The sequence below is a fragment of the Tenacibaculum sp. TC6 genome (assembly GCF_050606265.1).
Classification (GTDB): Bacteria; Bacteroidota; Bacteroidia; order Flavobacteriales; family Flavobacteriaceae; genus Polaribacter.
On sequence record NZ_JBOCUK010000006.1, the window covers coordinates 35,314 to 59,320 of the forward strand.

Here is a 24,007-nt window from a genome sequence, read left to right on the forward strand (position 1 = left end):
TCTTTCCTGTTATCCCTTTTTCTTATTTACGTCAAATTGTTATTTTCTGCAAAAAGTTAGTGTCTTAAATACGTCATTAATTGTCTCTTTTTTGCTCGAATTTTGTTACTTTGTTAATCTTACGAATTAAAAAAGTAAGTAATAAAATATTGCTTATAATAAGTAACTGTGAAAGGTTATATAAAATCGTAAACAGACTTTATAAGAGTAATGAAAAAATTGTATCTATTTAAGCTGTTGATTGTTTTTGAGCTAATTACGCTTTTAAGTTGTCAGAGTTATAAGGAAAAGTATGAGGTTTCAGAATCTATAACAACTTTAAGTGAAAAGGAGTTTGATTCTGTAAGAAATATATTGGTTGTTAATAATAAACCCTATCAAGTTTCCAAAACAATTCACCAGTTAATAAAAGAACTAGAAATAGTAAAAAATCCTCATGAATTAGCTAAAAGATACCGTTTAATAGCTGGGTATTTTATGCTTACTTCTGACTTTAAAAATGCCGATACCTACTTGAAAAAGTTAGAAGAGTATTATAAAGACTTTGAAAAATGGAATGAATATGTAAGTCTTAGTAAAACAATAGCAATGTCTTACAGAGGACAAAAAAGGTATAATGAAATAGAAGAAGTATTAAAAAACGGAATTACAATTGCAGAGAATAAAAAGGTTGTTATTTATGATCTGATACCCATACACGAATTATCTGTTTTTTATAGCTATGATGTAGGGCAACATGAAAAAGCAATTGAATATGGAGAGGTTTTTTTAGAAAAACTAGCCCAGTACGATTATTTAAAAATTAACAGAGAAGTATTCAATGCTATAAAAGATGAAAATCTAAGTGTAATCAATTTAATTTTAGGAAAATCATACACACAAGTTAATGAGTTAGATAAGGCATATAATCATTTAAAAGATGCGGCTGAAGAATATACCGCGAAAGGAGATTTAGAAAAAATAGAAAGAGTGCATAGTAATTTTATAGATTACTATTTGAAAAAGAATGATTTGCCTAAAATCAAAGAACATAAAGAAAAATATCTTGAATATCATAAAAAACATAAAGACTCTCTTATAGCTAGTTTTAAAAAAATATCTGAAGCAAAACTAAGTTTAGCCGAAGCAGAAAAAGAAGTATTAGTTGTTAAAGAATCCAATAAAACCAAACTGATAATTTTAAGTGCTATAGGAGCTCTTCTGTTGTTGGCAATTATCTTTGAAAGATACTTTTTAAAGCTGAAATACGAAAAGGAAAAAATTAGCTTAGAACTAGAAAAAGAGCACGACTTTAATAAGTTTAGAGCAGAGTTATTTATGAATATAGCTCATGAAATAAGAACTCCAATTTCTTTAATATTAGGATACTTGGATTTATCTTCAGAAAAAAGTATAAATAATAAAGAATTAAAAAAATACTTAAAAGAAATCAGAAATAAGAGTGCTAAAGTTGTCAACAATATATCTGATATTATTTCATTATTGAAAGAAGAAAAGAAACAAGAAGAAATTATAATGGAACATGTAATTATAGAACCATTTTTACAACAACTCTTCTTTTCTTTTGAAAGTATTGCTAAAATTAAAAGTATTGAATTAAACTATGAAGCAGCATTGCCTATTAATTACGCAATACAAACCAATACCAATAAATTGGAAAGTTTAATCAATAATTTGGTAGGTAATGCCATAAAATTCTCCCCTCAAAAAGCTACTGTAACTTTCAAAGTCTTTTTACAAGATTATTTTATGCATATACATATTATAGATCAAGGAAGTGGAATTTGTCCTGAAAGCCAAAAAAATATATTTGATAAGTTTTATCAGGAAGATAAAAAAGGAAAATCTGAAGGCTTTGGAATTGGTTTGGCTATAGTTAAAGATATTGTAGATAAATTAAAAGGTGAAATAAGTGTTGTAAGCACTCCTGAAAAAGGAGCAACGTTTAAAGTGCTATTTCCTGTTTCTACTGAAGCATCAATTGAAAGCCCGGAAACAATTACTAAAAAAATAAAAGGAGAAATAAGTGTAGATAAAACAGTTATTAACTTTTCTAAGCAAAAATATGAGGTACTTATTGTAGAAGATAATCCTTATATGGTTGAGTATTATCAGAAAATAGTATCACCTTTTTATAACTGCACTTTTGCCTTTAACGGAGAAGAAGGAATTAATGTATTAAAAAATAAAAAAATAGACCTTATTATTTCGGATGTTATGATGCCTAAAATGAATGGTATTGAATTTAAAAAAGAAATAGAAAAAAATTCCGAAACTAAAAATATTCCATTTGTAATGGTAACGGCCTTAGGAAATGAAGAAAACAAAATAGAAGCTTTTAATATTGGAGTTAGTGATTACATTGTAAAGCCCTTTAGCAAAGATGAATTAATAGCCAGAATTAATTGTTTATTAAAAAATAAAGAAAAAAGAGAGGCGTGGATACAAAATGAAGATGAAAAAGAAGTAGAAAGCTTTGATGAAAAAAAACTAAAGAAACTATATAAAATAGTTTTAAAGAATTTAGATAAAGAAGATTTTAACGTAGTGAGTTTAGCAGAAGAAGTGAACTTTAGTCAAAGACAGTTAGAAAGAATCATTAAAAAACTCACAGGCTTAACTCCGGTTAAATTTATTTTAGAAATTCGATTGCAAGAAGCCTACAAAAAAATAAAAAATAAAGAAGAAGCAGATGTTAATAACATACGATATTCTGTAGGTATTAAAAGTGCATCTTATTTCTCGGTAAAATTTAAACAAAGATTTGGTGTAAGCCCTAGTGAATTATTAAAAGAAAGTTAGTCTTTGTAAGAGGTTGAGCAGTATAATTAAACACTCTAAACAAAAAACTTATCCCTTTCTTTTCTGTTTTCTTGAATAAATAATTCCGATATTTGCCCTTTACTTTGTGTAAAGAGAATGTAAAAACTACCCTCTTTACCTTTAAAAACATTTTATAATTATGGCAATGAATAAAAACACAGTTCTTGGATGGGCTACATTGGTAATGGTTTTAATGGGAATTTTACTTATAGCTTTGGCAGTATTTAAATATGATGAAATAGCAGGTTATGGATTTGGTGCTGTAGGTCTTGGTTTTTTTGCAAATGCATGGGTGTTTAATGCCCTTAAAGGTAGAGTATAAATAAACGCTGAATTAACTAACGTATAAAAAGAGTATAATATAATGAGCGACGATAAGAAGATTATTTTTTCCATGAATAAGGTTTCTAAAACCTATCAAAGTACCGGAAAGCAAGTTTTAAAAGATATCTATTTAAGCTTTTTTTATGGAGCCAAAATAGGTATTCTTGGTTTAAACGGTTCAGGAAAATCAACTTTATTAAAAATTATAGCCGGAGTAGAGAAAAATTACCAAGGAGATGTAGTGTTTTCTCCGGGATATAAAGTAGGTTATTTAGAGCAAGAACCTCAATTAGATGAAGATAAAACCGTATTAGATGTTGTAAAAGAAGGTGTAGCTGATGTAGTTGCTGTATTAGATGAATACAATAAAATAAACGATATGTTTGGATTAGAAGAAGTATATTCTAATCCGGATAAAATGGATAAGTTAATGGCTCGCCAGGCTGAGTTGCAAGATCAAATTGATGCATCAAATGCTTGGGAGTTAGATACTAAATTAGAAATAGCTATGGATGCGTTACGTACTCCGGATCCTGATCAAAAAATAGGAGTATTATCAGGAGGAGAGCGTCGTAGAGTAGCCCTTTGTCGTTTATTATTACAAGAGCCGGATGTATTACTTTTAGATGAGCCTACGAACCACTTAGATGCGGAGTCAGTTCATTGGTTAGAACATCATTTAGCTCAATATAAAGGAACAGTTATAGCGGTGACTCACGACCGTTATTTCTTAGATAATGTTGCCGGTTGGATTCTAGAATTAGATAGAGGAGAAGGAATTCCGTGGAAAGGAAACTATTCTTCTTGGCTAGATCAAAAATCAAAAAGATTAGCTCAAGAAAGTAAAACAGAATCTAAACGTCAAAAAACGTTAGAAAGAGAACTTGAATGGGTGCGTCAAGGAGCTAAAGGACGTCAGGCAAAATCAAAAGCCCGTCTTAAAAACTACGACAAACTTTTAAATCAAGATCAAAAACAAGTAGAAGAAAAGCTGGAAATATTTATTCCTAACGGTCCACGTTTAGGAACTAATGTAATAGATGCTGAAGGAGTTTCTAAAGCTTTTGGAGATAAGTTATTATATGAAAATTTAGGGTTTAATTTACCGCAAGCAGGAATTGTAGGTATTATTGGACCAAACGGAGCTGGTAAAACAACCATTTTCAGAATGATTATGGGAGAAGAAACTCCGGATTCCGGTACTTTTACGGTGGGAGAAACAGCCAAGATTGCTTATGTAGATCAAAGTCATTCAAATATAGACCCGGATAAAACAATTTGGGAGAACTTTTCTGATGGACAAGATTTAGTACTAATGGGGGGAAAACAAGTAAACTCAAGAGCATATTTAAGTAGATTTAATTTCTCCGGAAATGAGCAAAACAAAAAAGTAGCTACACTTTCAGGAGGAGAACGTAACCGCTTACATTTAGCAATGACCTTGAAAGAAGAAGGAAACGTATTGCTATTAGATGAGCCAACTAACGATTTAGATGTAAATACCTTAAGAGCGCTAGAAGAAGGTTTAGAAAACTTTGCAGGATGTGCAGTAGTTATTTCACACGATAGATGGTTTTTAGATAGAATATGTACTCACATCTTAGCTTTTGAAGGAGACAGCCAGGTGTATTTCTTTGAAGGCTCTTTTTCTGAATACGAAGAAAACAAGAAGAAGCGTTTAGGCGGAGATGTAATGCCAAAGAGAATAAAATATAAAAAATTAATAAGATAAAAACAGAAGAAAGAGGGCTTACTAGCCCTCTTTTTTGTAGAATAGTAGTTAGATTAAGACGAAAAGGTCTCTAATTCTTGATGGATTGGTAGTGTATGTGAAGTTGAGTGTAAACTAGAAAGATATGCTTGTATCTCTTTAGGAACAATGGCTTCAATATTTTCAGAAGCATGAAGCTCAGGATAACACTCAATAAAATAATGCTGCATATGAGCAATAAAAGAAATTAAGTCGTTACAATAAACTGAAGGATTGTTAAAACCGTTCTTTTTACTGTATCGATGTACTAAACGACCTCCGGTACATATTTCCTGTAAAGGACATTCGCTGCACTGATAACAAAGCTTTGTAGTGTAATTGCCAAAATAAAGATTCCCTAGAGGAGACGTTTTAATGTCGTTAAAATTATGATGCTTAATAGTTAGCCCGGTTTTAGTGAATCCGTTACCGCAAGCTTTTAACGAATCAACAGCTTCAATTTCCCCGTTAGTTTCTATGACAAGTACGGTAGATTCGTTTCTTTCAGATTCATGTACTCTCATAAACCGATTCATAAAACCTATAAACATCGGAATTCTGTATCGGTTAGCATCATTAACCCAAATATCGAACAATTCAATAAGCCAATCTGCCATGCGAGTTTCTTGCTTGTTAAAAGGAAAATTATCATGAGTGTAATCTGGAATCAGAAAATTAACCGTATCCGCTTTCATTTTTTTAAAACTTTCATACACATCTAAAGGCTTTTCATTTACATTAATAACACATGCGATGTCTAGTGCATTGCTATGTTTTTTTATAAGTTGTGTGTTTTGTAATACTTTATGGTAACTTCCGTTACCTTGATGATCTACCCTAAACATATCGTGTGCTTTTTCAGTGCCGTCAATGCTAATACTAGGGTGAATGTTTAAGTGTTTAAATAAGTTGAGCCATTCCTTATCAATTAGAACCCCGTTGGTTTGTATGTCATAAAAAAAAGTAACGTCGTTAAGTTCTTTTACTAATTGATTAGCCTTACTAATAAATGATTTATAAAACTCTTTTGTGGTTAATAAAGGTTCACCACCATGAAAAATAAAAGAAAACTGTTTTTTCTGAAATTGTTGAATATATATTTTAGTTTTTTGAAGAATAGCATCAACGGTATCTGAACTCATAAATTTAGGCTGATTTTTATAAGTAGTATCGCCTAAGTTGTACATAAAACAATAAGAACAGTTGAGGTTACATCTGCTGGCAACCTTTATGATTAGAGCATCAAAATTCATGTTTTCTTTTAAGAGTTAGAATAGAGGAATTATTCTCTAGGTGATAAAGAATAATTTCTCTGAGGTTAAAGGTTAAGGTAAAGAAATTGTACTTTCTTTTTCATCAACTTCAACAGCAATAGCATATACACATTTCCCTAATTTATCAGACCATACTTGTCCTTCAGGGCAACGTTTACCACCACCTCCGGTTGGATAGTATATTACATCGCCAGGAATAGTAGCTATTCCTCCTTTGATGTCTTTCATGTTGCTAATTTGTAAATCAGAGAACTTATTTAGCCCTTTAGATAAAAAGAATGATTTTTTCATTATACATTAAATTTGTTAGTTATTGCTTACTCTGTATGATTTTCAGCTCCCTCAAGTTATTATTTGCGCATAATTAATAACGTTCTTTAAGGATAAGTAGAAGGAAGTGTTTTTTATTACCCAGAAAAATAAAAAAATGTAAGATGAAAGTAAAAAGAGGTAAGTAGTTATATTACTCACGGTAGTAAAAACAAAAAAGCTTATTGTGAAAACAACAAGCTTTTTTTTCTTTAATCCCCTAAAAAAAATCCGAAGCTTTCGCTTCGGACTTGCGGAGAAAGAGGGATTCGAACCCCCGGACCTGTTACAGTCAACGGTTTTCAAGACCGCCGCATTCGACCACTCTGCCATTTCTCCTTTGTCTAATCAGCTATTCCCTGATTGCGGATGCAAATATAGAACCTTTTTTTAATTCTAAAAAAGTTTTTTAGAACTTTTTTCATGATAAATTAAACCTTCCTGTTTAATGTTTTTACTATCAGAGAGTTTGAGTTTGTTTTTTTTTCAATTTTAAAGAGTATTCATTATAAAAAGTCTTTTGAAAAAGAATTATGACTTAAAATTAACGGTAATTTTAAATAGAAATAAGAGAGAAGTAGAGGAGAAAATAGTTAGAAATTAATCTATAAAACTTAGTATTTAATTGTGTTTTTATAATAAATAATTCTACTTTCGCCTGTAAATTATTATAATATGTTTAATTCATTCGGAAATATTCTAAAATTAACCACTTTTGGTGAATCACATGGTACAGCTATCGGAGGAGTTATCGATGGTTTTCCGGCAGGCATGAAAGTAGATTTTGAAGCTATTCAACGTGAATTGGACAGACGGAAACCTGGGCAATCTGCTATAGTTACACAACGTAAAGAACCGGATGAGGTTGAATTTTTGTCGGGAATCTTTGAAGGTTTTACTACCGGAGCTTCTATTGGATTTATTATTAGAAACACCAATCAAAAAAGTAAAGATTATAATCATAATACTAATGTTTACCGACCTTCTCATGCAGATTTTACCTATGATAAGAAATATGGGGTTAGAGATCATAGAGGAGGAGGAAGAACTTCAGCAAGAGAAACAGCTAATTGGGTGGTGGCAGGAGCCCTAGCTAAACAATTAATAGCTCATATTCAAATCAACGCATTTACGTCATCTGTAGGAAATATTTTTACAGTAAAACCTTATCAGGATTTAGACTTTTCTAAAATAGAAAGTAATATAGTAAGATGCCCGGATGAAGCGGTAGCTGAAGAAATGATTGCAAAGATTAAAGAAATAAGAAAAGAGGGCGATACTATTGGAGGTACGGTAACTTGTGTGGTAAAAAATGTACCGGTTGGATTAGGAGAGCCTATTTTTAATAAACTTCATGCTGAGTTAGGGAGAGCAATGCTATCTATTAATGCCGTAAAAGGGTTTGAATTTGGAAGCGGATTTTGCGGAGCTAAAATGAAAGGATCTGAGCATAATGATCTTTTTAATGCAGATGGTACTACAATAACCAATTTATCAGGAGGAATACAAGGGGGAATTTCTAACGGAATGGATATTTATTTCAGAGTAGCATTTAAACCGGTAGCAACAATTATGCAAAACCAAGCTACGATTAATGCAGAAGGAGAAGTTACAGAAATTCAAGGTAAAGGGCGTCATGACCCTTGTGTAGTTCCAAGAGCGGTACCTATTGTAGAAGCTTTAACAGCCTTGGTTTTAGCTGATTTTTGGTTGTTAAATAAAACCAGAAGAAGCTAATAATAAAATAAGAAGCAAAAGTTTGATATATAAAAAACCCGGATACAATTTGTATCCGGTTTTTTCTATTTTTAACAAGCGGCAACCCTTAGTAAAGAGTTAACATTGCATTTTTATCATTGTTGTTAAAAGTAATAGCTGGTCCACAAGACTGCATGATAGAAGTAGCATCAGAACCTGTTGGTGTACCCGCAATATGGATAGCTCCAACTCCTGCACTACCTTCGTTTACATTTTGTCCACAGCTTTCACGAGTTTTGTAGTCTGTATGACGGAAACCGATACAGTGTCCTATTTCGTGAGCCATAGTACCAGCAAGTTCACTAGAAGTAGGAGCAATTGATAACTCAAACCATCTGCTGTTGATACCAAAACCTTTTGCAGGATTTCCTCTTCTTGTAGGGAAACCGGCAGCTCTACCTAAAGTAATGAAACCACCACTTTCTAACTCATAAAACTCAGTAACTTCGATATCAGCTTTTTTGCTTCCTCTACCTCCAAAAGCTACTCTTTGGAAAGTTAGTTGAGCTCCTAAGTTATTAAGCATAACAATAGTTTTATCTAAAGCATTAGAACCTAAACTTCCTAAATCCGGAGATACACTTACCTTAATAACTCTAGGTAAACCAGTTACTAAATTGGTAGTTCTGTAATGCTCAGTGTTAGGAATTTGAGAACCTTTTCCTAGTTCATCAATTTGATCAAAGGTGAAGAACATATCTTCTACGGCCACACCTTTTTCTCCCATAAAAGTAGTTACTTTAGCAGAAGAAGTTTCAAAATAAGCAGCTTGAAGTTTTGATGCGATTTCTGGAGTAATTGCATTAGTTTCGTTGCTTGGAGCAACAGTGTCTTCTGAATTACATGCAACAAAGATAGCTGCGAATGCTACGATACTTAGTAGCAGCGACAATTTTAGTTTTTTCATTTTGAAGGGTTTTAAATTAAAAAAATGCGAGTAAATGTATATTTTTATAATTAAATATGCAAAAAAAATGTTTAATTTGTGAAGATAATTTTATACCTATGAAACTCTTTTCCCTGTTTTTTTGTGGCTTTTTTATGGTGTTAAGCCTGTATTCACAAGATAATTTTCCTTCCTATATACAAAAAAGTAATCCTAAAAAATCAGCCCAAAAAATAGTAGAAAAAAGATATTATTTAACATATAAGCAAGATGCATTGCTAAATGGAGAGTTGGTAAAAGTAGTAAGAAAGTTAGATGATAACTTTTGTATAATAACGGCAAAAGAAACTATCGACCAACCAATTTTTAAAGGAGAATTGTTTACTGTAAATGATAACTGGAAATTATCTTCCAGAAGTATTACGTTGTCTAAGAAGAAAAAAAAGAAAGTACGAGTTGTTGTTAAAACACTAAATGCCTCACAATTTCTAAAAGACTTAACTAGTAAAAGTTTAACATTTAGGTTACTACGTGACTATAAGAACTTTTTAACCTTAGAAGTTTTATCAGAAGAAATCCCTAAAATAGCTTCGTTATATCAGAGTGTGTATATTGATACACAAGTAACTCCAAAGCCTGAAAGTATTCCGATAGAAAAGATTGATTTAGGTGTAAATACGATACATACAATTCATAAAGAGTATCCGGCTATTAACGGAGAAAATATTACAGTATCGGTTAATGAATTATTGTTTGATGTAGAAGATATAGATTTAAGAAACAGAATTAAGTTGCAGGGTAAAGAAGCGGCAGATGTTTCCGGTCATGCAACGCTAATGGCTACCACCATAGGCGGAGCAGGGAATAGCACGTACAATGCTAAAGGTGTGGCAGACCATAGTTTTTTATCTTCTTCTGATTTCAGTACCCTACTACCGGATGAAGATACTTATTATACAAACAATAGTATTTTTATTCAAAACCATTCGTACGGAACAGAAATAGAAAATTATTACGGAGCAGAAGCCAATGCATATGACCAAAGTAGTATTGATATTCCTGAGCTGCTTCATGTATTTTCTTCGGGAAATATAGGAGAAGCTACTTCACAAGAAGGAAATTATAAAGGAATAGCCGGATATGCAAATATGACAGGAAATTTTAAAATGGCTAAAAATGTATTGGTTGTAGGTGGAGTTAATCAGGAATTGGAAGTTAACTCAAGAAGTTCTAAAGGACCTGCTTATGATGGAAGACTCAAACCCGAATTAGTGGCACACGGACCGGAAGGAACTTCGGATGCCGCAGCCATCGTTTCGGGGATTACCGCATTGTTACAACAAAAATATAAAGAGAATACCCATGTATTACCACCTTCTACATTATTAAAATCGGTATTAATTGCCGGAGCTGACGATGTAGGCGCTAAAGGAATTGATTTTAAAAGCGGTTACGGTAATGTTAATGCCTCACAAAGTATTAGTATTATTGAAAAAGTCGGGTATATCAATGATGTCATTTCAACTAATGAGACGAAAAATTATACAATCTCTATTCCGGCTGCAACAAAAAACATGAGAATAGCCTTGGTATGGAATGATGTTCCTGCGAATGTTAACGACAGTAAAGCTTTGGTAAATGATCTTGATTTAGAATTAAGTAAAGATGCTACTACGTGGTTGCCATGGGTTTTAGATACGTCGCCTTCATTAAATTCCTTAGAAAAAGAAGCGGTGCAAGGGAAAGATCATATTAATAATGTGGAATTAATTACCGTTGAGAACCCGGTATCAGGAAACTATCAATTAAAAATACAAGCCAATTCGTTAGCAACTTCGTCACAATCCTTTTCAATAGCTTACTTTTTTCAACCTAAAGATACATTTAACTGGAATTACCCGAGAGCACATAACCAATTACCAACGAAGACAGATACCTATATAAGATGGACGAATAATTTTGGGGTTCCGGTGAGTACTGTTGAGTATGCCATCAATAATGGAGCATGGACAGAAGTGGCGAATTCTAGCAATACAACAACCTCATTTTTATCATGGAGTACCCCGGGAACTAACGGAGTCGTACAGTTAAGAGCTTTGGTAAACGGGGTATATTATACCTCGGAACAATTTGTGGTGTCAGATATTATTACCCCGGTAGTAGATTTTAACTGTGATGAAAAAATTCAATTCAGTTGGGAGCCTGTTGCAGATGCAACCGCTTATAATGTGGAATTGCTAGAGGATATGTATATGTACACGCATACCACGTTAAATGCTACAAGTATTGAGTTACCTAAAAACACATTAAAAACTCCGTATATAGCTGTAACACCTGTTTTTAATGGAGAAAAAGGGGTAAAAGGGCAAACGATAAACTATGATTTACAGGGGGTTAATTGTTATTATAAGAACTTTTTAGCCTTTTTAAAAAATGAAAATACGGTAGATTTACGAGTAAACTTAAGCACGTTAACCAATGTGCAATCGGTCGTTTTTGAAAAAGTACTTGAAGGAAAAACTCAAATCATTCAAACATTTACGGCACCTACTATAAAAGAACTTTTAACTGAAGACACTGGTATTTCCGGGGGGGGAAATGAATACAGGGCTCGAATTGTTTTAAATGATGGAACAGAAATTTATACCGATGCCATTACCATAGAATTCCCTTTTGATAATACATTAACTATTTATCCAAATCCTGTAATAGCTTCAGAAGGTATGTTTGTGTATTCCAGAGGAAATAATTTAGACATACAAATAGTAGATATAACCGGGAGAATAATTTATACCAATCAGTTACAAAAAATCAAGCAAACAATTCTTATACCTAGCTTTAAAACAGGCTTATTATTTGTTCGTTTATTAAAAGACGGACGCCAAATAGCAGTGAAAAAGATTTTGGTAAAGCCTTAAGAATAGGTTGAAAAACTTATCAACATTAACATTTTTACATACTTTTTTCCGGTAACTTTACAAAGTCACTTCGGGTGATTTCGGTTTTCTGCCGAAATTGTATTGAGAGGTTAAGTTAACTACTCTGAGCTAAGCTCACGAGCTGGTTACAAGAAACTATTTAATAAACTTCAATACCAATATTGAAGTCTTTAAATCTCACTTAGTGAGTAACGTGTTCTCGATAAAATCATTCTAAAAAGACAATTTTACTAATGTTTTATTAAGAGATGGTTATGAACTACATAAAAGGTCGTGGAGCACAGCACAATACACACAATAGATTTTTACAACATCAACAAGAGGTATTAGATGATTTTTTGAATTATTGCGAAGCAGAAAATGAGGCTGCCGATACCAATAAAACTACCTATTTAGAAATATACCCTAAAACCATTGTCAATAAAGTAACAAGCCCAGATATAGGATTTACCTATTCTATGAATCCGTATCAAGGATGCGAGCATGGATGTATTTATTGTTATGCTCGCAATAGTCATGAATATTGGGGGTATTCGGCAGGATTAGATTTTGAACGTAAAATTTTATACAAAACCAATGCCCCGGAATTGTTAGAGCAAAAGTTACGAAGCAGAAATTGGGAACCTCAAAACATTATGTTTTCAGGTAATACGGATTGCTACCAGCCTATTGAAAAGAAATTAAAAATCACCAGAAAAATGTTAGAGGTATTATTAAAGCTTAAACATCCGGTGAGCATCATTACAAAAAATTCATTAATTTTAAGAGATTTAGATATCTTAAAAGAAATGGCTTTCATGAACTTGGTAAGAGTTAGTATATCTATTACTTCGCTGTCTGAAGAAACCAGAAAAGTAGTAGAGCCCAGAACTGCAACCATAAAGAAGCGATTAGAAACGGTTCAAATACTTTCAGAAAACGGAATTCCTGTTAATGTGATGATGGCGCCAATTATACCATCTATCAATAATCATGAAATACTACCTTTAGTAAAAAAAGTAAGTGAGTTAGGAGCCAAATCGGTAGGTTATACCATAGTAAGGCTAAACGGAGCTATAGGCGAAATTTTCACAGAGTGGGTACGTAAAACCTATCCGAACAGAGTCGAAAAAATCTTAAATCAAATAAAAGAATGTCACGAAGGAACTCTTAACGAATCTCGATACGGAGTTAGAATGGCAGGAAAAGGAAAAATAGCCGAACAAGTTGAACAACAATTTGCATTGGCTAAAAAATTGTATCTAAAAAATAAAGACAATCCACCTCTTGATTTCTCAAAATTCGATAAACATCAAAATAATCAAATGAAACTGTTTTGAAACCGTTGATTATGAGTGTGATAGTTTTATAAAAACTACATTTCTGCATTTTAGAGGTTTATTTCTGTTTTTCATCTAAAATTTTTTGAAAAACCAAATAGAGGCACTTATTTAAGCATTATTATGAGTTGTAATACTTTGTTTTTAAGTGTTATAATGCTTTTTTATTAAGCGTGCAGCTTCATAAAATACAATGAATCCTTTAAAATCTAAAAAATGAAACAAATCATTAAAGTGCAATTTTTGCTATTGCTCTTTTTGTGTATGAATACACTTAACGCAACTTCCGGCACGTATTTTAAAACCGGTGTAAACAAAGAGCGGAAAGAGAAAAACCTCCCTATTGAAGATGACATCATTGCCCATCCATTAGTTACTGAAGAATTATGGAATACGTTGTTTCCGTACAGGTTTGGAGCTAAAGACACCGGAGGAGGTGTTTGGGTGTTAGACCCTAAAGATGATTTTTATACCTATGCTTCTTTTATAGAAGCCATTAACAGAATGGGAAAAATCAAAGTAATTTTTGAAAGAAGGTGCGGAACCAATGCTTATAAGGTTACGCGGATAGAAAAAGAAACCGGAGTTTCAAAAGTTATAAGAACGGACGCTGATTTTGAAGCTCCCAGAAATGCTGATAAAGAAATTATAACAGAAGAGGTAGATTATGCTTCTTTTTTGGAAGAAGGAGATTTAGAAACACGAAAAAGAGAGTTAATCGCCTTTTTTGCTAACATATCTCATGAAACTACCGGAGGATGGGCTACTGCTCCCGGTGGAAGGTTTTCATGGGGGTTACACTTTAGAGAAGAACCTACAGATGCTTCTTATGCGTATCCGGATACCAATTATCCACCTACACCAGGAAAATCTTATAAAGGAAGAGGTCCCATTCAATTATCGTATAATTATAATTACGGGCCTGCAAGTGAGTTTATTTTTGGAGATAAACAAGTTTTGCTAGACAATCCTGAAAGAGTAATACAAGATGCTGCATTGGCTTTTCAAACAGCTATTTGGTTTTGGATGACACCGCAATACCCAAAACCGTCAGCACATAATGTAATGACCAATAAATGGGTGCCTAACGATTTAGATGTTACCAAAAACAGAGTTCCGGGATTAGGAATGACCGTAAACATTATTAACGGTGGGGTAGAATGCGGTCAGGGAACTGAAAAACCGCAAGTTGTAGACAGAATAGGGTATTATGAACGTTACGCTGCTGTTTATGGTATAGGTACTGATATGGACGGAGTTCATGATTTATCAGATTGTGGTTGTAAAGATATGAGTAAATACGGGGGAGATGCTGCAGATTTAACAGCAGAACCTTGTGCGCAAAAGCCGGCAATTACTTTTGTAAGTCCTATTGAAAGTGAAGTGATTAAACAAGAATCGTTTTCAGCAATTACGGTAAACTTAGCCATAGACCAGAAAAACTCGGTGGTAAGTTCAGTTACCACAACCATAGGAAATCAGACTTTTTCAGGAACCTCTTTTACGTGGACACCTAATGCCTACGGAACTCAGCATTTAGTAGCCAATGCTGTTTTTGAAAACGGGTTAACAGCAACGGCCACTATTAAAGTAATTATATGGGATGGAGTTACGTTAGATTGTACAGATATTCCCGAGTGGCGATCGACTAAAATTTATGACAAACCCAATAACTATGTAAACTACAGTGCTACTATTTACAGAAATAAATGGTATGCAGGTATAGGAACAACTCCCGGGGTTGATGATGTTTGGGAAAAGATTAAAGATTGTGGAGTAACAAGTGGTAATGCTCCGGTAATACAATGGCAAAGTCCTTCTCAAGGGCAAGTCATAGAACAAGCAAGTTTATCACCAATAGTATTAAAAGCTACGGCTACAGATAATGATGGTACAGTACAGTCGTTTTCATTCAACTACAACAATACAACCATAGCAGCTTCATCATCAGGAAATGAATATACAGCAACATTTACTCCTGCGTCTTTTGGGCAAGTTACTGTGATAGCTATAGCAATGGATAATGAAAATCAATCCACCCGTAAAGAAATAACATTTACGGTTAAAGAAACCGGACAGAATGCTCCGCCTGTAATTTCACAAGTTACACCTGGTAATAATACAAGCATAGAACAAACCTCTTTAACCGCTATTGAATTAAAAGCCGTAATTACAGACGATACCTCTGTGCAAAATGTGGAGTTTATGGTAAATTCAAACACCGTACAAGGTATTAGTACTACCAATAGCGAATATACAACTATGTGGACTCCCGGTACTTTCGGAACCTATACCTTAAAAATTTCAGCAACAGATAATGAAGGAGCCACTACAGTAAGTACCACATCATTTACTATTCAAGAAAAAACATCAGGCGGTAATTGTGGTAGTGTACCTGCTTGGGAAGCCAAGGTATATGCACAAGCAGGAGCTGAGGTAAGTTATAACGGTACTATTTATAAAAATAAATGGTATGCCTCAAGCACAGAAATACCGGGAAGCAGTGATGTATGGGATTATGTACAATCATGTAATGGCGGAGGCAGTACCGATTTTTGCGGATCGCCGGAATGGTTGTCAAGTAAAGTATACAATACAGGTGATACGGTATATTACCATCAAAATATATACAGAGCTAAATGGTGGACTCAAAATAACCTACCCGGCGAAACCAATGAGTGGGAGTATGTTTCTGAATGTGTAAATACCACACAAACTGTTACGGCTAAAGTGTATCCAACGGTAGTTGCAGATGACGTGTATGTTACCATTAACTCAACGGCCAATTCACACGTAAAAATTGAATTGTTTGACGCGTCGGGTAAACTGATACAAACTATTATAAATACGAATGTTGATAAAGGCACAGAAGTATTTGCTAAAAAATTAGTAAAGCTAAAAAGCGGGCTGTATTTCTATAAAATACATACAAACGGATCGGTGCAAACTAAAAAAATAATTAAAAACTAACCTAAGCGTAGTAACCTGTTGTAGCAGGTTACTACGTATATAAACTTTTATATTATGAAAAAAACAATAACCTTAGTAACCTTTTTATTGCTGAGCACATTTTTGTATGCTCAATATCAATTTCCTGCGTGTTATCCGGAATGGGATGCTGCAAAAGATCATTATACACAAGGAGAAAAAGTATCCTTAAACGGAATTAATTATACCGCAAAATGGTATACAAATGCTCCTCCGGGAGATGCTTCCTGGCAAAGTGAAGGTGCTTGTGGTGATGGTGGATTGGGGCCTGGTTATTCAGGCAGCCAACGTATTATAGGATACTTACCAACATGGATTCCGGATTATGATATTAAAAACAATTTTAACCCGGAAGTGGTAACCAATATTAATATATCGTTTTTAATGTTTAAGCAGAATAATAACGATTATAATAGTGCAGATTTTGGGTCTATTGCCTTTGATGAGTTTCAGTTACGAAAAGTAGATTCTGTATTAACAGATTGTAACGTATTGTCAAAAGCAAAAGCTAAAAACGTAAAAGTATCTGTTGCCTTAGGAGGTGCTACCGATTTTGCTTTTTTATGGTTGATGAATAAATACCATAATAACGATCAGAAGTTAGATGAAATAGCTAATTTATTAGTAACGTTTATAACTTCTCGTCAGTTAGATGGAATTGATTTAGATTTAGAGTGTTGGTGGGCAGATCCTGCTATTGCCGGAACTTCTGATCAAGGAGGAAGAGTTAGAGGCAGTAAGTGGGGAGATAGCGACCAAGGACCACACCCGGCAGCTATTGGATTGACTAATCTTAGTAAAAAGCTAAGAGAAAAAATGCCTAATAAGTTAATAAGTGCAGCGGTATTTGGTACATCATGGTATGGTAATAATTATGATGCTAAGATGGCAGATTATATGGATTGGGTAGGGTTAATGACTTATGATTTTACAGGGTCTTGGGATAAATCTCCGGTAGGCCCGCACTCTTCACTATATAAAGTGCCATTAAATACGTACACAGGTCAATCTGCCGATAATCCGATATATGCAGCTCAAGATGCTTTAGAATATTGGTTAGGAATTGCAGAGCCTACATGGAATCATTCTGGAGGATTTGGTATTAAAAAAGCAAAACTGGTGATAGGGGTACCTATGTATGGGTATGATTTTTCAGAGAAAAAGCCTAACGGAGGTAATGGTGTAAAGTTTACACCTTATAAAGATATTATTGCGGAATTTCCAAACGCCGCAACGAGTTATGATGCAAAAGATCCGAATCAATTAAACGGACATATTGGGTTAAACGGAAAGAATATCTATTATGAAACACCTAAAAGAGCGGGAGAAAAAATTAAATACACAAAGAATTTTGGTCACCAAGGTGTTATTATTTGGGAGCTGACTCAGGATGTAGATTATAATTCTTCGTCAAGTATTTTAAAAGCAATAAACGAAGCAGCAGGAAACAACACGCCTATCAATCAATCACCGGTGGTAAATTGGAGTAACCCGTTACAAAACCAAGTGTTTGAAGTAGAAACATTAGAAGAAATTACACTAAAAGCGACGGCTGTTGATTCAGACGGAACGGTACAAACGTTTACTTTTAAACAAGGTGCTACAGTTATCAATGCAGTACAAACCGGTAATGAGTACACAGCAGGATTTACGCCTGGCAATTTTGGAGAGCACACAATTTCAGCCATTGCTACAGATGATAAAGGGGCTACCTTGGTAAGTGATGTTACTTTTACAGTAAAGATGAAATCTACCGCTAATATGCCTCCGGTTATTTCAATGGTTTCTCCGTCAGATGCAAGTGTAATAGAACAAGATGTATTAACTGGGATTGAGTTAAAAGCTACCGTTACGGATGATACCTCAGTAACTTCGGTTGATTTTATGGTTAACAATGTTGCTGTAACCCCGGTAAATTCTAATAGTGCTAATGTGTATGCGGTTAATTGGATGCCTACGGCTTTTGGTAATTATAGCTTAAAAATAGTGGCTACCGATAATGTAGGAGTTACCACTACCAGTACAACATCTTTCACCGTTAAAGAAAAAACAACTGGCGGCGGTTGTGATTCAACACCGGCATGGGAAGCTAAAATATATGCACAAGCAGGTACAGAGGTGTCTTACAACGGGGCTGTGTACAGAAACAAGTGGTATGCTTCAAGTACAGAAACACCGGGTAGCAGTGATGTGTGGGAATACGTACAATCGTGTAACGGAGAGGTAACATATTGCGGAGCTTTAGAGTGGTTATCAAGTAAAGTATATAATACCGGAGAGAAAGTATATTACAACCAAAAAATATACAGAGCTAAATGGTGGACTCAAAACAATGAACCGGGAGTGTCTAATGAGTGGGAATTTGACTCAGACTGTACACAGAGTAGAGCAGAAGCTTCTGTGAAAGGAATTAAGTATCCTACCTTAGTAAAAGAAACAGTAACTTTTGAAGTGCAATCTGAACAAAAAGTACCTGTAAAGGCAGAACTTTATAATGTATCAGGTCAATTAGTAAAAACAATTTTTAGTGAAGAAAACTTTAAAGGAACTAACAGTATTCAAAAAGATGTTTCTGATTTAAGAAATGGTATTTATATCTATAAGATTTATATAGGTACTCAAGTAATAACCGATAAAATGGTGATTTCTAAATAACCTATACCATTGGGTTGATAAAGTAGGCAGTAAATTGTAAGTTTACTGCCTATTTTTGTATTCTAAACAATAAAAAATGAGTGTATTTAACCAACTACTGAACTTATTAGACGGAAAATGGGAAAAAGAAATGGTTGTGCATAGAAATGAATACCTTATTAGAAAGCACGAAGTAGCTACTCAATTGTATTATGTAGAAAGCGGAAGTTTACGAGTATATATAGAAGACAACCAAGAAGAACACACGATACGCTTTGGGTATAAAAATTCCGTTATTACCGCTTTGGATAGCTTTTTAACCGGAGAAGCTACCTCTTTTTACATTCAAGCAATCAAAAAAAGTACACTAAAAGTAATATCAAAAGCTACATTTTATGAACTTATGCAGTCAACAGAAGCACATAGAAATGTATGGAATCAAATGTTAGAAGGGTTTGTGTATCAACAAATAGAAAGAGAAATAGATTTGCTTACTTATACTCCGCAAAAACGCTTTGAACGCTTACTACAAAGAAGTCCGCAAGTGTTTCAAGAAATACCACAAAAATACATAGCCTCGTATTTACGAATGACACCGGAAACACTTTCAAGAATTTTGAGAGGATAACTATTAGTTTTTTAAGAAATATTTTTTAGGATTTCCATACACTAAAACAAAATCTCTAACTAAATCAATTAACCTTTTTAATTGATGTTTCTTCTTTATTTTTTCTATATGAGCTTTAACAGTAGCATGAGGTTTGTTTAATAAAATACTTACTTCTTTTACTGAATTTCCAGAAACCAATAGTAAAATAATACTAAACTGTATTTCAGTTAAAAATAATTTGTTTTTTGGCTTATAAAGTATTTTTAGTTGTTCCATCTTTAAAAGTACTATTTTCCTATGGGATATAACAGTAAAAGAATAACTTTTACCATTTGTACTCCAAAAGCATACTTTTAAATCTGAAATTCAGTGTTTTAAAGTAGTTTTTGCCTACCGTAGCTTATTATGTTGGTAATTTGTATGTAATAAGGCTATTGTTAATCAATCATTATATAAATAAAAAAGTAAAAAGGGAAAACCGAAAACCTTATAATAGAGTAGGTATTAACTAACCAAACTATTTTTATGGAAAATAACGAAAGTACCTTAGAAACGGTAAAACAAAGTGTTACGGCAAGATTTGAATGGAAACTAAAGGCGTTTAAAAAAAACGGGAATTTATGGCTTGAATGGAGTACCAATGCACCTTTTAATAATTCAAAAGACAAAATTGAAGTATATCAAAATGAATGGCCAAGTAATCCTAATTCAAGTGCTATATCTTGGACATATGCAAATCAAGCTGTACCTTGGGATACAGGATTGGCTTGGATTCCGAATTTGTTGTGCGCACGAATAACTCCATCTGGCCCTAACGAGGCTTATGTGTATTTAGAACAACTTATTACAGCTGGGTAACTAAAATACCCTATAAGTTACATGATGTTTTGAGGCTTAATTGGTCAAAAACAAATTATATCACTTCACAAAGCTATGTTATGGGAGGTTAAAGCATAAAAAAGTACGAGCTTTAAGCTCGTACTTTTACACACAAAGTGATATTTAAATGCTCCAACACTTGTTTCAATATTAACATACATTTTGTATTAACCTTTATACATAGGTGTATAAAGGCATCATACACCTATGTATAAAGACACTCCATACCAGTGTATAAAGGTTTGTTGCTGTTGTATGGTTAAGATGCAGTAAGCGTAAAGCCGGAATCAGTAATAACAACATTATTTAGAAAACGATCCGGATTAGAAGTGGCCTGTGTTTTAATACGAATTCGATATACACCTGAAGCCAAAGCAGGAAGTTGTCCTATAATTTTTCTGTGACTATTTTGGGCTATGTAATTAATCTGTGTTTCGGTACCATTTTCAGCTACAAGGTATAGGCCTACTTCGGGTTGGTCTCCGGCTATTCGTAAACGAAATCCGTTTAACTCAAATATACCACTGGCTGTTATAGTGGTATTAATGGTTTGAGAAGTAATATCTTTAAAAGTATTGATGGTCGTACCTACTGATGGTGCTATTACTTTTTTAAGCGGAATTTGATATTTTATCTCATTTACAAGTTTACCACCATTAAGGTTTACATGAAGCTTGTGTTTGTCCGGATTAAAATTATCATCTTCAGTGTCAAATACTCCGGAAATAGAATAGCCAATATTAACCAAAGGTAAATTAAGACTGTCTCCTTCTTGAATACATTGTATAATTTCTTCGTAGTAGGAGTTTAATACCGCTACAATATCGGTTTTACTCACTAAGTTACGTTTGCTTAGCATTTTTTCAATCAATGCTTCTTGGTTCACGGTACGCTCAGTTAATACACGAGCTGAATAATTGTCTTCTTCAGTCAATTTGTTGTCTACTAAATAGTATTTCATGATATTAATAATTAAAATTAGTTCCTTTTTCTTAGTTGCTAAGTCATAAAAAAATAGCAACACTATAGCTATGGTAATTATTAAATTGTATGATGCGTGGTAGAAAAGTAAGATGCAGCAATTTTTCTTAACAAACAATTTCTTTTATAGCTGGTACTAATATAGTAGTTTTTGTAACTAACTAATTGACTTTGTGAGTTTTTTAACGTTTTGTAGAATAAAAATACAAGTTTTAAAAAATCTGATTACTTTTATGTCGCTATTTAGTATATACTATATTTATAAGAGATGAAAAAGAAAAAAATACTAGCTCTTCTTTTGGTTATGAAAGTAATCATTGTGTCTTCACAACATATTAAGGATGTTAATTTTGAAAGAAACTCCATAGATCCTGTTTTAATGTCGAATGCATTATTAAACTATACTGCTTTTAAAGATGAAAATTCTAAAAAGATTATTGATTCGTTAAAAGTTATAGATAGATCAAGATTAAAAACAAAAATAATAGGAACATGGAAATTTATTGAGGCTAAATGTTCTTGTTGTGTGCCAATAAAAGGAAAAGGAAGAGAGGAAGAAGTGAAATATATCAAAATAGAGGAAGATTCCATTTATTTTTTTACTAACCGAATAGCTAAAAAAAGAAGAGTTAGAGCCGAAAAAATGATATTTACCAATCAGTTAGCTCCTTTTTCTGATTTAACAAATATTGTTTTCACAGATAAATCATTATGGAGTTTAAAAACTGACACGTCTCATAATTTTTTACAAATTTATATGTCTGGAAAAGAAACTAAAGATGGAAGAACAAGTGCTGTTAGCGGATTAGTTTATGAATATTATAAACGTGTAGAATAATTGTTTTCAACTTGTTTTCCTTATACTTGTTTAAAGGAGATATATTAAAAGTTTGAGCTACTCTTTTACTTAAATTTATGATCAGAAAAACATACTAAAGAATACTTGTAACATTGCTAATGAAAGAAATAAAATGGGAATATTTGATTTTTTAAAGCCAAAAAAGAAAGAGTTAGATGTTAATACATATCTCTTACAGAGATTAAAACAAAGAATTGAAGAAAAAGGAAATTTAGTTGAGTTTTCAACCCAATATGCAGCAATACTGATTAATTCAGAAATTGAAATTGCCACAGTTGTTATGAAAGGAGACTTTCATCCTTTTATATTACCACTTCTTACCATAACAATTAACAAAGATTACTTTCCAAAAGGTATAGAATCGAGTTTAATGGGATTGGGAACAACAATTGAAGAAAAGGTTGAATCGGCCATTGATAATTATATAGAAAACATATTTACAACAATTGCAGATAGTTTTAATGATACTCATATTGATGAATATGATTTTAAATCTATAATAAATAATAGAGAAATACTGTGGCATCCAAAAATGAGTAAAAGCTTAGTACAGGGTAAATGGAATGAAACAAACAATCAAATAAATTTATATTCAGTCATTGAAGAAAGGGTGAAAAAAGAGTTGAAGGATTATAAATTTAATTGGTTAAAGTTATACATATCCAGACAACCAAATGGAGAAATATCTGGTGAATGCTTATTGAATAATGAACTTTGGGAAGAAGGATATTACTTGTTAGAAGAATATGCTAAGAAATGGAAAGATGCAGGGGAGTTTCTTGGGCAGAAACAATTTATAATGTTTAGACGATGTGATGCATATGATTTATAAAACGTAACTACTATTAATGATAATTAAAAATAAGTATAAATGATTCCGGACTTTTTAAAGGATTTTGAAGAGGATTTAAAGAAATATGAAAGAGAATTCGTTCAAATAAAAGCTATACCAAAGAAGGAGAAACTTTTAGAAGATACCTTGGGTTTAAAAGAAAGTAAATTTTTAGGAAAACCATTCTTTCCAAAAAAGAATGAATACCCTAAGGATAAGAATAAAAAGCCAATGATTATGGTCGCTCAATTAAACTTTGAGCAAATTCCATATATAGAACCATTTCCAAGAGATGGAATCCTTCAGCTTTTTTTGTCATCAACTGATTGGTACGATGAAGATTATATAATTGTATATCATACAAAAGAAGAATTAAATGAGTTACCTATGGATGATTTTTCCTTTTTAAAAGAGGAGTATTATGAGGAAAGCCCTGTTTTTAAAATTCATCAGTTATTGTTTGAAAAAGCAATAGATAAAGGAGGCTCTGAAGATTCTCAGTTTGATTACCTTTTTAATGGAAATGATTATTGGGATTTTACTGAAAAATTAACAGAAGAACAGGAAGAATTATTTGTGAACTATTTTGATGCTTCTGGACATAAAATAGCCGGATATGCTGAGTTTACTCAATACGATCCGAGAGAGGATAATAACGAGCAAAATAAGGATATTCAAATTTTACAAATAGATGTTGATGATTATATAATGTTTGGAGATAGTGGAGTGGCACACATTTTTATTAGTAAAGAAAATCTTATTAAGAAAGACTTTTCAAAAGCTTATTTTTATTGGGATTGTTGTTAGAAACTAACATAATTAAATTATTACACTATTTTAAA

18 protein-coding genes and 1 tRNA gene are annotated in these 24,007 nt (G+C 32.9%); 13 read left to right on the top strand and 6 right to left on the bottom strand.

Translation table 11 applies throughout. The features are described 5' to 3' along the window. The first annotated feature begins 210 nt into the window (after positions 1-210). From ACQY1Q_RS04930 to ettA, 3 genes are all read left to right on the top strand, one after another. Positions 211-2,802 (top strand): response regulator, encoded by a 2,592-nt coding sequence (locus ACQY1Q_RS04930; protein ID WP_431004175.1) that lies wholly within the window; start codon positions 211-213, stop codon positions 2,800-2,802. Between the two features lie 166 nt (positions 2,803-2,968). Then, on the top strand, positions 2,969-3,145 hold the full coding sequence (locus ACQY1Q_RS04935; protein WP_431004285.1) for a CAL67264 family membrane protein: 177 nt from the start codon (positions 2,969-2,971) through the stop codon (positions 3,143-3,145). Positions 3,146-3,187: 42 nt separating this feature from the next. Then, entirely contained in the window at positions 3,188-4,879 is a 1,692-nt protein-coding gene (gene ettA, locus ACQY1Q_RS04940; protein ID WP_431004176.1) for an energy-dependent translational throttle protein EttA, read from the top strand. 53 nt (positions 4,880-4,932) lie between these two features. On the opposite strand, the gene ACQY1Q_RS04945 is transcribed toward ettA, so the two are convergent. The 3 genes from ACQY1Q_RS04945 to ACQY1Q_RS04955 all read right to left on the bottom strand — a co-directional run bounded on the left by ACQY1Q_RS04945 (position 4,933) and on the right by ACQY1Q_RS04955 (position 6,819). Next, positions 4,933-6,150 (bottom strand): radical SAM protein, encoded by a 1,218-nt coding sequence (locus tag ACQY1Q_RS04945; RefSeq protein WP_431004177.1) that lies wholly within the window; start codon positions 6,148-6,150, stop codon positions 4,933-4,935. A gap of 72 nt (positions 6,151-6,222) precedes the next feature. After that, positions 6,223-6,462: a hypothetical protein gene (locus ACQY1Q_RS04950; protein ID WP_431004178.1), complete on the bottom strand. Its 240-nt coding sequence runs from the start codon at positions 6,460-6,462 to the stop codon at positions 6,223-6,225. A gap of 272 nt (positions 6,463-6,734) precedes the next feature. After that, a tRNA-Ser gene (locus ACQY1Q_RS04955) sits at positions 6,735-6,819 on the bottom strand. Positions 6,820-7,155: 336 nt separating this feature from the next. On the opposite strand from ACQY1Q_RS04955, the gene aroC reads away from it, so the two are divergent. Beyond that, positions 7,156-8,217 carry a chorismate synthase gene (aroC, locus tag ACQY1Q_RS04960; protein ID WP_431004179.1) on the top strand — a complete coding sequence of 354 codons (1,062 nt, stop codon included), beginning with the start codon at positions 7,156-7,158 and terminating at the stop codon, positions 8,215-8,217. Between the two features lie 88 nt (positions 8,218-8,305). Here aroC and ACQY1Q_RS04965 read toward each other — a convergent pair whose 3' ends face one another. Then, positions 8,306-9,145: a M57 family metalloprotease gene (locus tag ACQY1Q_RS04965; RefSeq protein ID WP_431004180.1), complete on the bottom strand. Its 840-nt coding sequence runs from the start codon at positions 9,143-9,145 to the stop codon at positions 8,306-8,308. A gap of 98 nt (positions 9,146-9,243) precedes the next feature. Between ACQY1Q_RS04965 and ACQY1Q_RS04970 the strand changes: the two genes are divergently transcribed. The 5 genes from ACQY1Q_RS04970 (at position 9,244) to ACQY1Q_RS04990 (ending at position 19,632) form a co-directional block, all read left to right on the top strand. Next, a complete protein-coding gene (locus ACQY1Q_RS04970; protein WP_431004181.1) occupies positions 9,244-12,042 on the top strand; it encodes a S8 family peptidase in 2,799 nt (932 codons plus the stop codon). 275 nt (positions 12,043-12,317) lie between these two features. After that, entirely contained in the window at positions 12,318-13,382 is a 1,065-nt protein-coding gene (locus tag ACQY1Q_RS04975) for a PA0069 family radical SAM protein (protein WP_431004182.1), read from the top strand. A gap of 264 nt (positions 13,383-13,646) precedes the next feature. Then, on the top strand, positions 13,647-16,352 hold the full coding sequence (locus tag ACQY1Q_RS04980) for a glycoside hydrolase family 19 protein (protein WP_431004183.1): 2,706 nt from the start codon (positions 13,647-13,649) through the stop codon (positions 16,350-16,352). 54 nt (positions 16,353-16,406) lie between these two features. Continuing rightward, positions 16,407-19,025 (top strand): glycosyl hydrolase family 18 protein, encoded by a 2,619-nt coding sequence (locus tag ACQY1Q_RS04985; protein WP_431004184.1) that lies wholly within the window; start codon positions 16,407-16,409, stop codon positions 19,023-19,025. Positions 19,026-19,101: 76 nt separating this feature from the next. Further along, positions 19,102-19,632, top strand: coding sequence for a Crp/Fnr family transcriptional regulator (locus tag ACQY1Q_RS04990; protein WP_431004185.1), 531 nt, complete (start codon positions 19,102-19,104; stop codon positions 19,630-19,632). Between the two features lie 3 nt (positions 19,633-19,635). Here ACQY1Q_RS04990 and ACQY1Q_RS04995 read toward each other — a convergent pair whose 3' ends face one another. Further along, complete coding sequence (locus ACQY1Q_RS04995; protein ID WP_431004186.1) at positions 19,636-19,890, bottom strand: helix-turn-helix transcriptional regulator; 255 nt, start codon at positions 19,888-19,890, stop codon at positions 19,636-19,638. 249 nt (positions 19,891-20,139) lie between these two features. Between ACQY1Q_RS04995 and ACQY1Q_RS05000 the strand changes: the two genes are divergently transcribed. Beyond that, positions 20,140-20,472: a hypothetical protein gene (locus ACQY1Q_RS05000; protein WP_431004187.1), complete on the top strand. Its 333-nt coding sequence runs from the start codon at positions 20,140-20,142 to the stop codon at positions 20,470-20,472. A gap of 280 nt (positions 20,473-20,752) precedes the next feature. Here ACQY1Q_RS05000 and ACQY1Q_RS05005 read toward each other — a convergent pair whose 3' ends face one another. Further along, a complete protein-coding gene (locus tag ACQY1Q_RS05005; protein WP_431004188.1) occupies positions 20,753-21,454 on the bottom strand; it encodes a DNA-binding domain-containing protein in 702 nt (233 codons plus the stop codon). Between the two features lie 288 nt (positions 21,455-21,742). On the opposite strand from ACQY1Q_RS05005, the gene ACQY1Q_RS05010 reads away from it, so the two are divergent. The 3 genes from ACQY1Q_RS05010 (at position 21,743) to ACQY1Q_RS05020 (ending at position 23,972) form a co-directional block, all read left to right on the top strand. Further along, complete coding sequence (locus ACQY1Q_RS05010) at positions 21,743-22,312, top strand: hypothetical protein (RefSeq protein WP_431004189.1); 570 nt, start codon at positions 21,743-21,745, stop codon at positions 22,310-22,312. Positions 22,313-22,445: 133 nt separating this feature from the next. Continuing rightward, positions 22,446-23,165, top strand: a complete 720-nt coding sequence (locus ACQY1Q_RS05015) for a DUF6348 family protein (protein WP_431004190.1) — start codon at positions 22,446-22,448, stop codon at positions 23,163-23,165. A gap of 39 nt (positions 23,166-23,204) precedes the next feature. Next, on the top strand, positions 23,205-23,972 hold the full coding sequence (locus ACQY1Q_RS05020) for a YwqG family protein (protein WP_431004191.1): 768 nt from the start codon (positions 23,205-23,207) through the stop codon (positions 23,970-23,972). Positions 23,973-24,007: the final 35 nt, after the last annotated feature.

What these genes read in the sequence shown, in the direction of transcription:
- ACQY1Q_RS05005 (WP_431004188.1), bottom strand. Translation starts at nt 21,454, where the DNA reads ATGAAATACTATTTAGTAGACAACAAATTGACTGAAGAAGACAATTAT.
- ACQY1Q_RS04950 (WP_431004178.1), bottom strand. Translation starts at nt 6,462, where the DNA reads ATGAAAAAATCATTCTTTTTATCTAAAGGGCTAAATAAGTTCTCTGAT.
- ACQY1Q_RS04995 (WP_431004186.1), bottom strand. Translation starts at nt 19,890, where the DNA reads ATGGAACAACTAAAAATACTTTATAAGCCAAAAAACAAATTATTTTTA.
- ACQY1Q_RS04945 (WP_431004177.1), bottom strand. Translation starts at nt 6,150, where the DNA reads ATGAATTTTGATGCTCTAATCATAAAGGTTGCCAGCAGATGTAACCTC.
- ACQY1Q_RS05020 (WP_431004191.1), top strand. Translation starts at nt 23,205, where the DNA reads ATGATTCCGGACTTTTTAAAGGATTTTGAAGAGGATTTAAAGAAATAT.
- ACQY1Q_RS04985 (WP_431004184.1), top strand. Translation starts at nt 16,407, where the DNA reads ATGAAAAAAACAATAACCTTAGTAACCTTTTTATTGCTGAGCACATTT.
- ACQY1Q_RS04935 (WP_431004285.1), top strand. Translation starts at nt 2,969, where the DNA reads ATGAATAAAAACACAGTTCTTGGATGGGCTACATTGGTAATGGTTTTA.
- ACQY1Q_RS04965 (WP_431004180.1), bottom strand. Translation starts at nt 9,145, where the DNA reads ATGAAAAAACTAAAATTGTCGCTGCTACTAAGTATCGTAGCATTCGCA.
- ACQY1Q_RS05010 (WP_431004189.1), top strand. Translation starts at nt 21,743, where the DNA reads ATGAAAAAGAAAAAAATACTAGCTCTTCTTTTGGTTATGAAAGTAATC.
- aroC (WP_431004179.1), top strand. Translation starts at nt 7,156, where the DNA reads ATGTTTAATTCATTCGGAAATATTCTAAAATTAACCACTTTTGGTGAA.
- ACQY1Q_RS04970 (WP_431004181.1), top strand. Translation starts at nt 9,244, where the DNA reads ATGAAACTCTTTTCCCTGTTTTTTTGTGGCTTTTTTATGGTGTTAAGC.
- ettA (WP_431004176.1), top strand. Translation starts at nt 3,188, where the DNA reads ATGAGCGACGATAAGAAGATTATTTTTTCCATGAATAAGGTTTCTAAA.
- ACQY1Q_RS05015 (WP_431004190.1), top strand. Translation starts at nt 22,446, where the DNA reads ATGGGAATATTTGATTTTTTAAAGCCAAAAAAGAAAGAGTTAGATGTT.
- ACQY1Q_RS04930 (WP_431004175.1), top strand. Translation starts at nt 211, where the DNA reads ATGAAAAAATTGTATCTATTTAAGCTGTTGATTGTTTTTGAGCTAATT.
- ACQY1Q_RS04990 (WP_431004185.1), top strand. Translation starts at nt 19,102, where the DNA reads ATGAGTGTATTTAACCAACTACTGAACTTATTAGACGGAAAATGGGAA.
- ACQY1Q_RS04975 (WP_431004182.1), top strand. Translation starts at nt 12,318, where the DNA reads ATGAACTACATAAAAGGTCGTGGAGCACAGCACAATACACACAATAGA.
- ACQY1Q_RS05000 (WP_431004187.1), top strand. Translation starts at nt 20,140, where the DNA reads ATGGAAAATAACGAAAGTACCTTAGAAACGGTAAAACAAAGTGTTACG.
- ACQY1Q_RS04980 (WP_431004183.1), top strand. Translation starts at nt 13,647, where the DNA reads ATGAATACACTTAACGCAACTTCCGGCACGTATTTTAAAACCGGTGTA.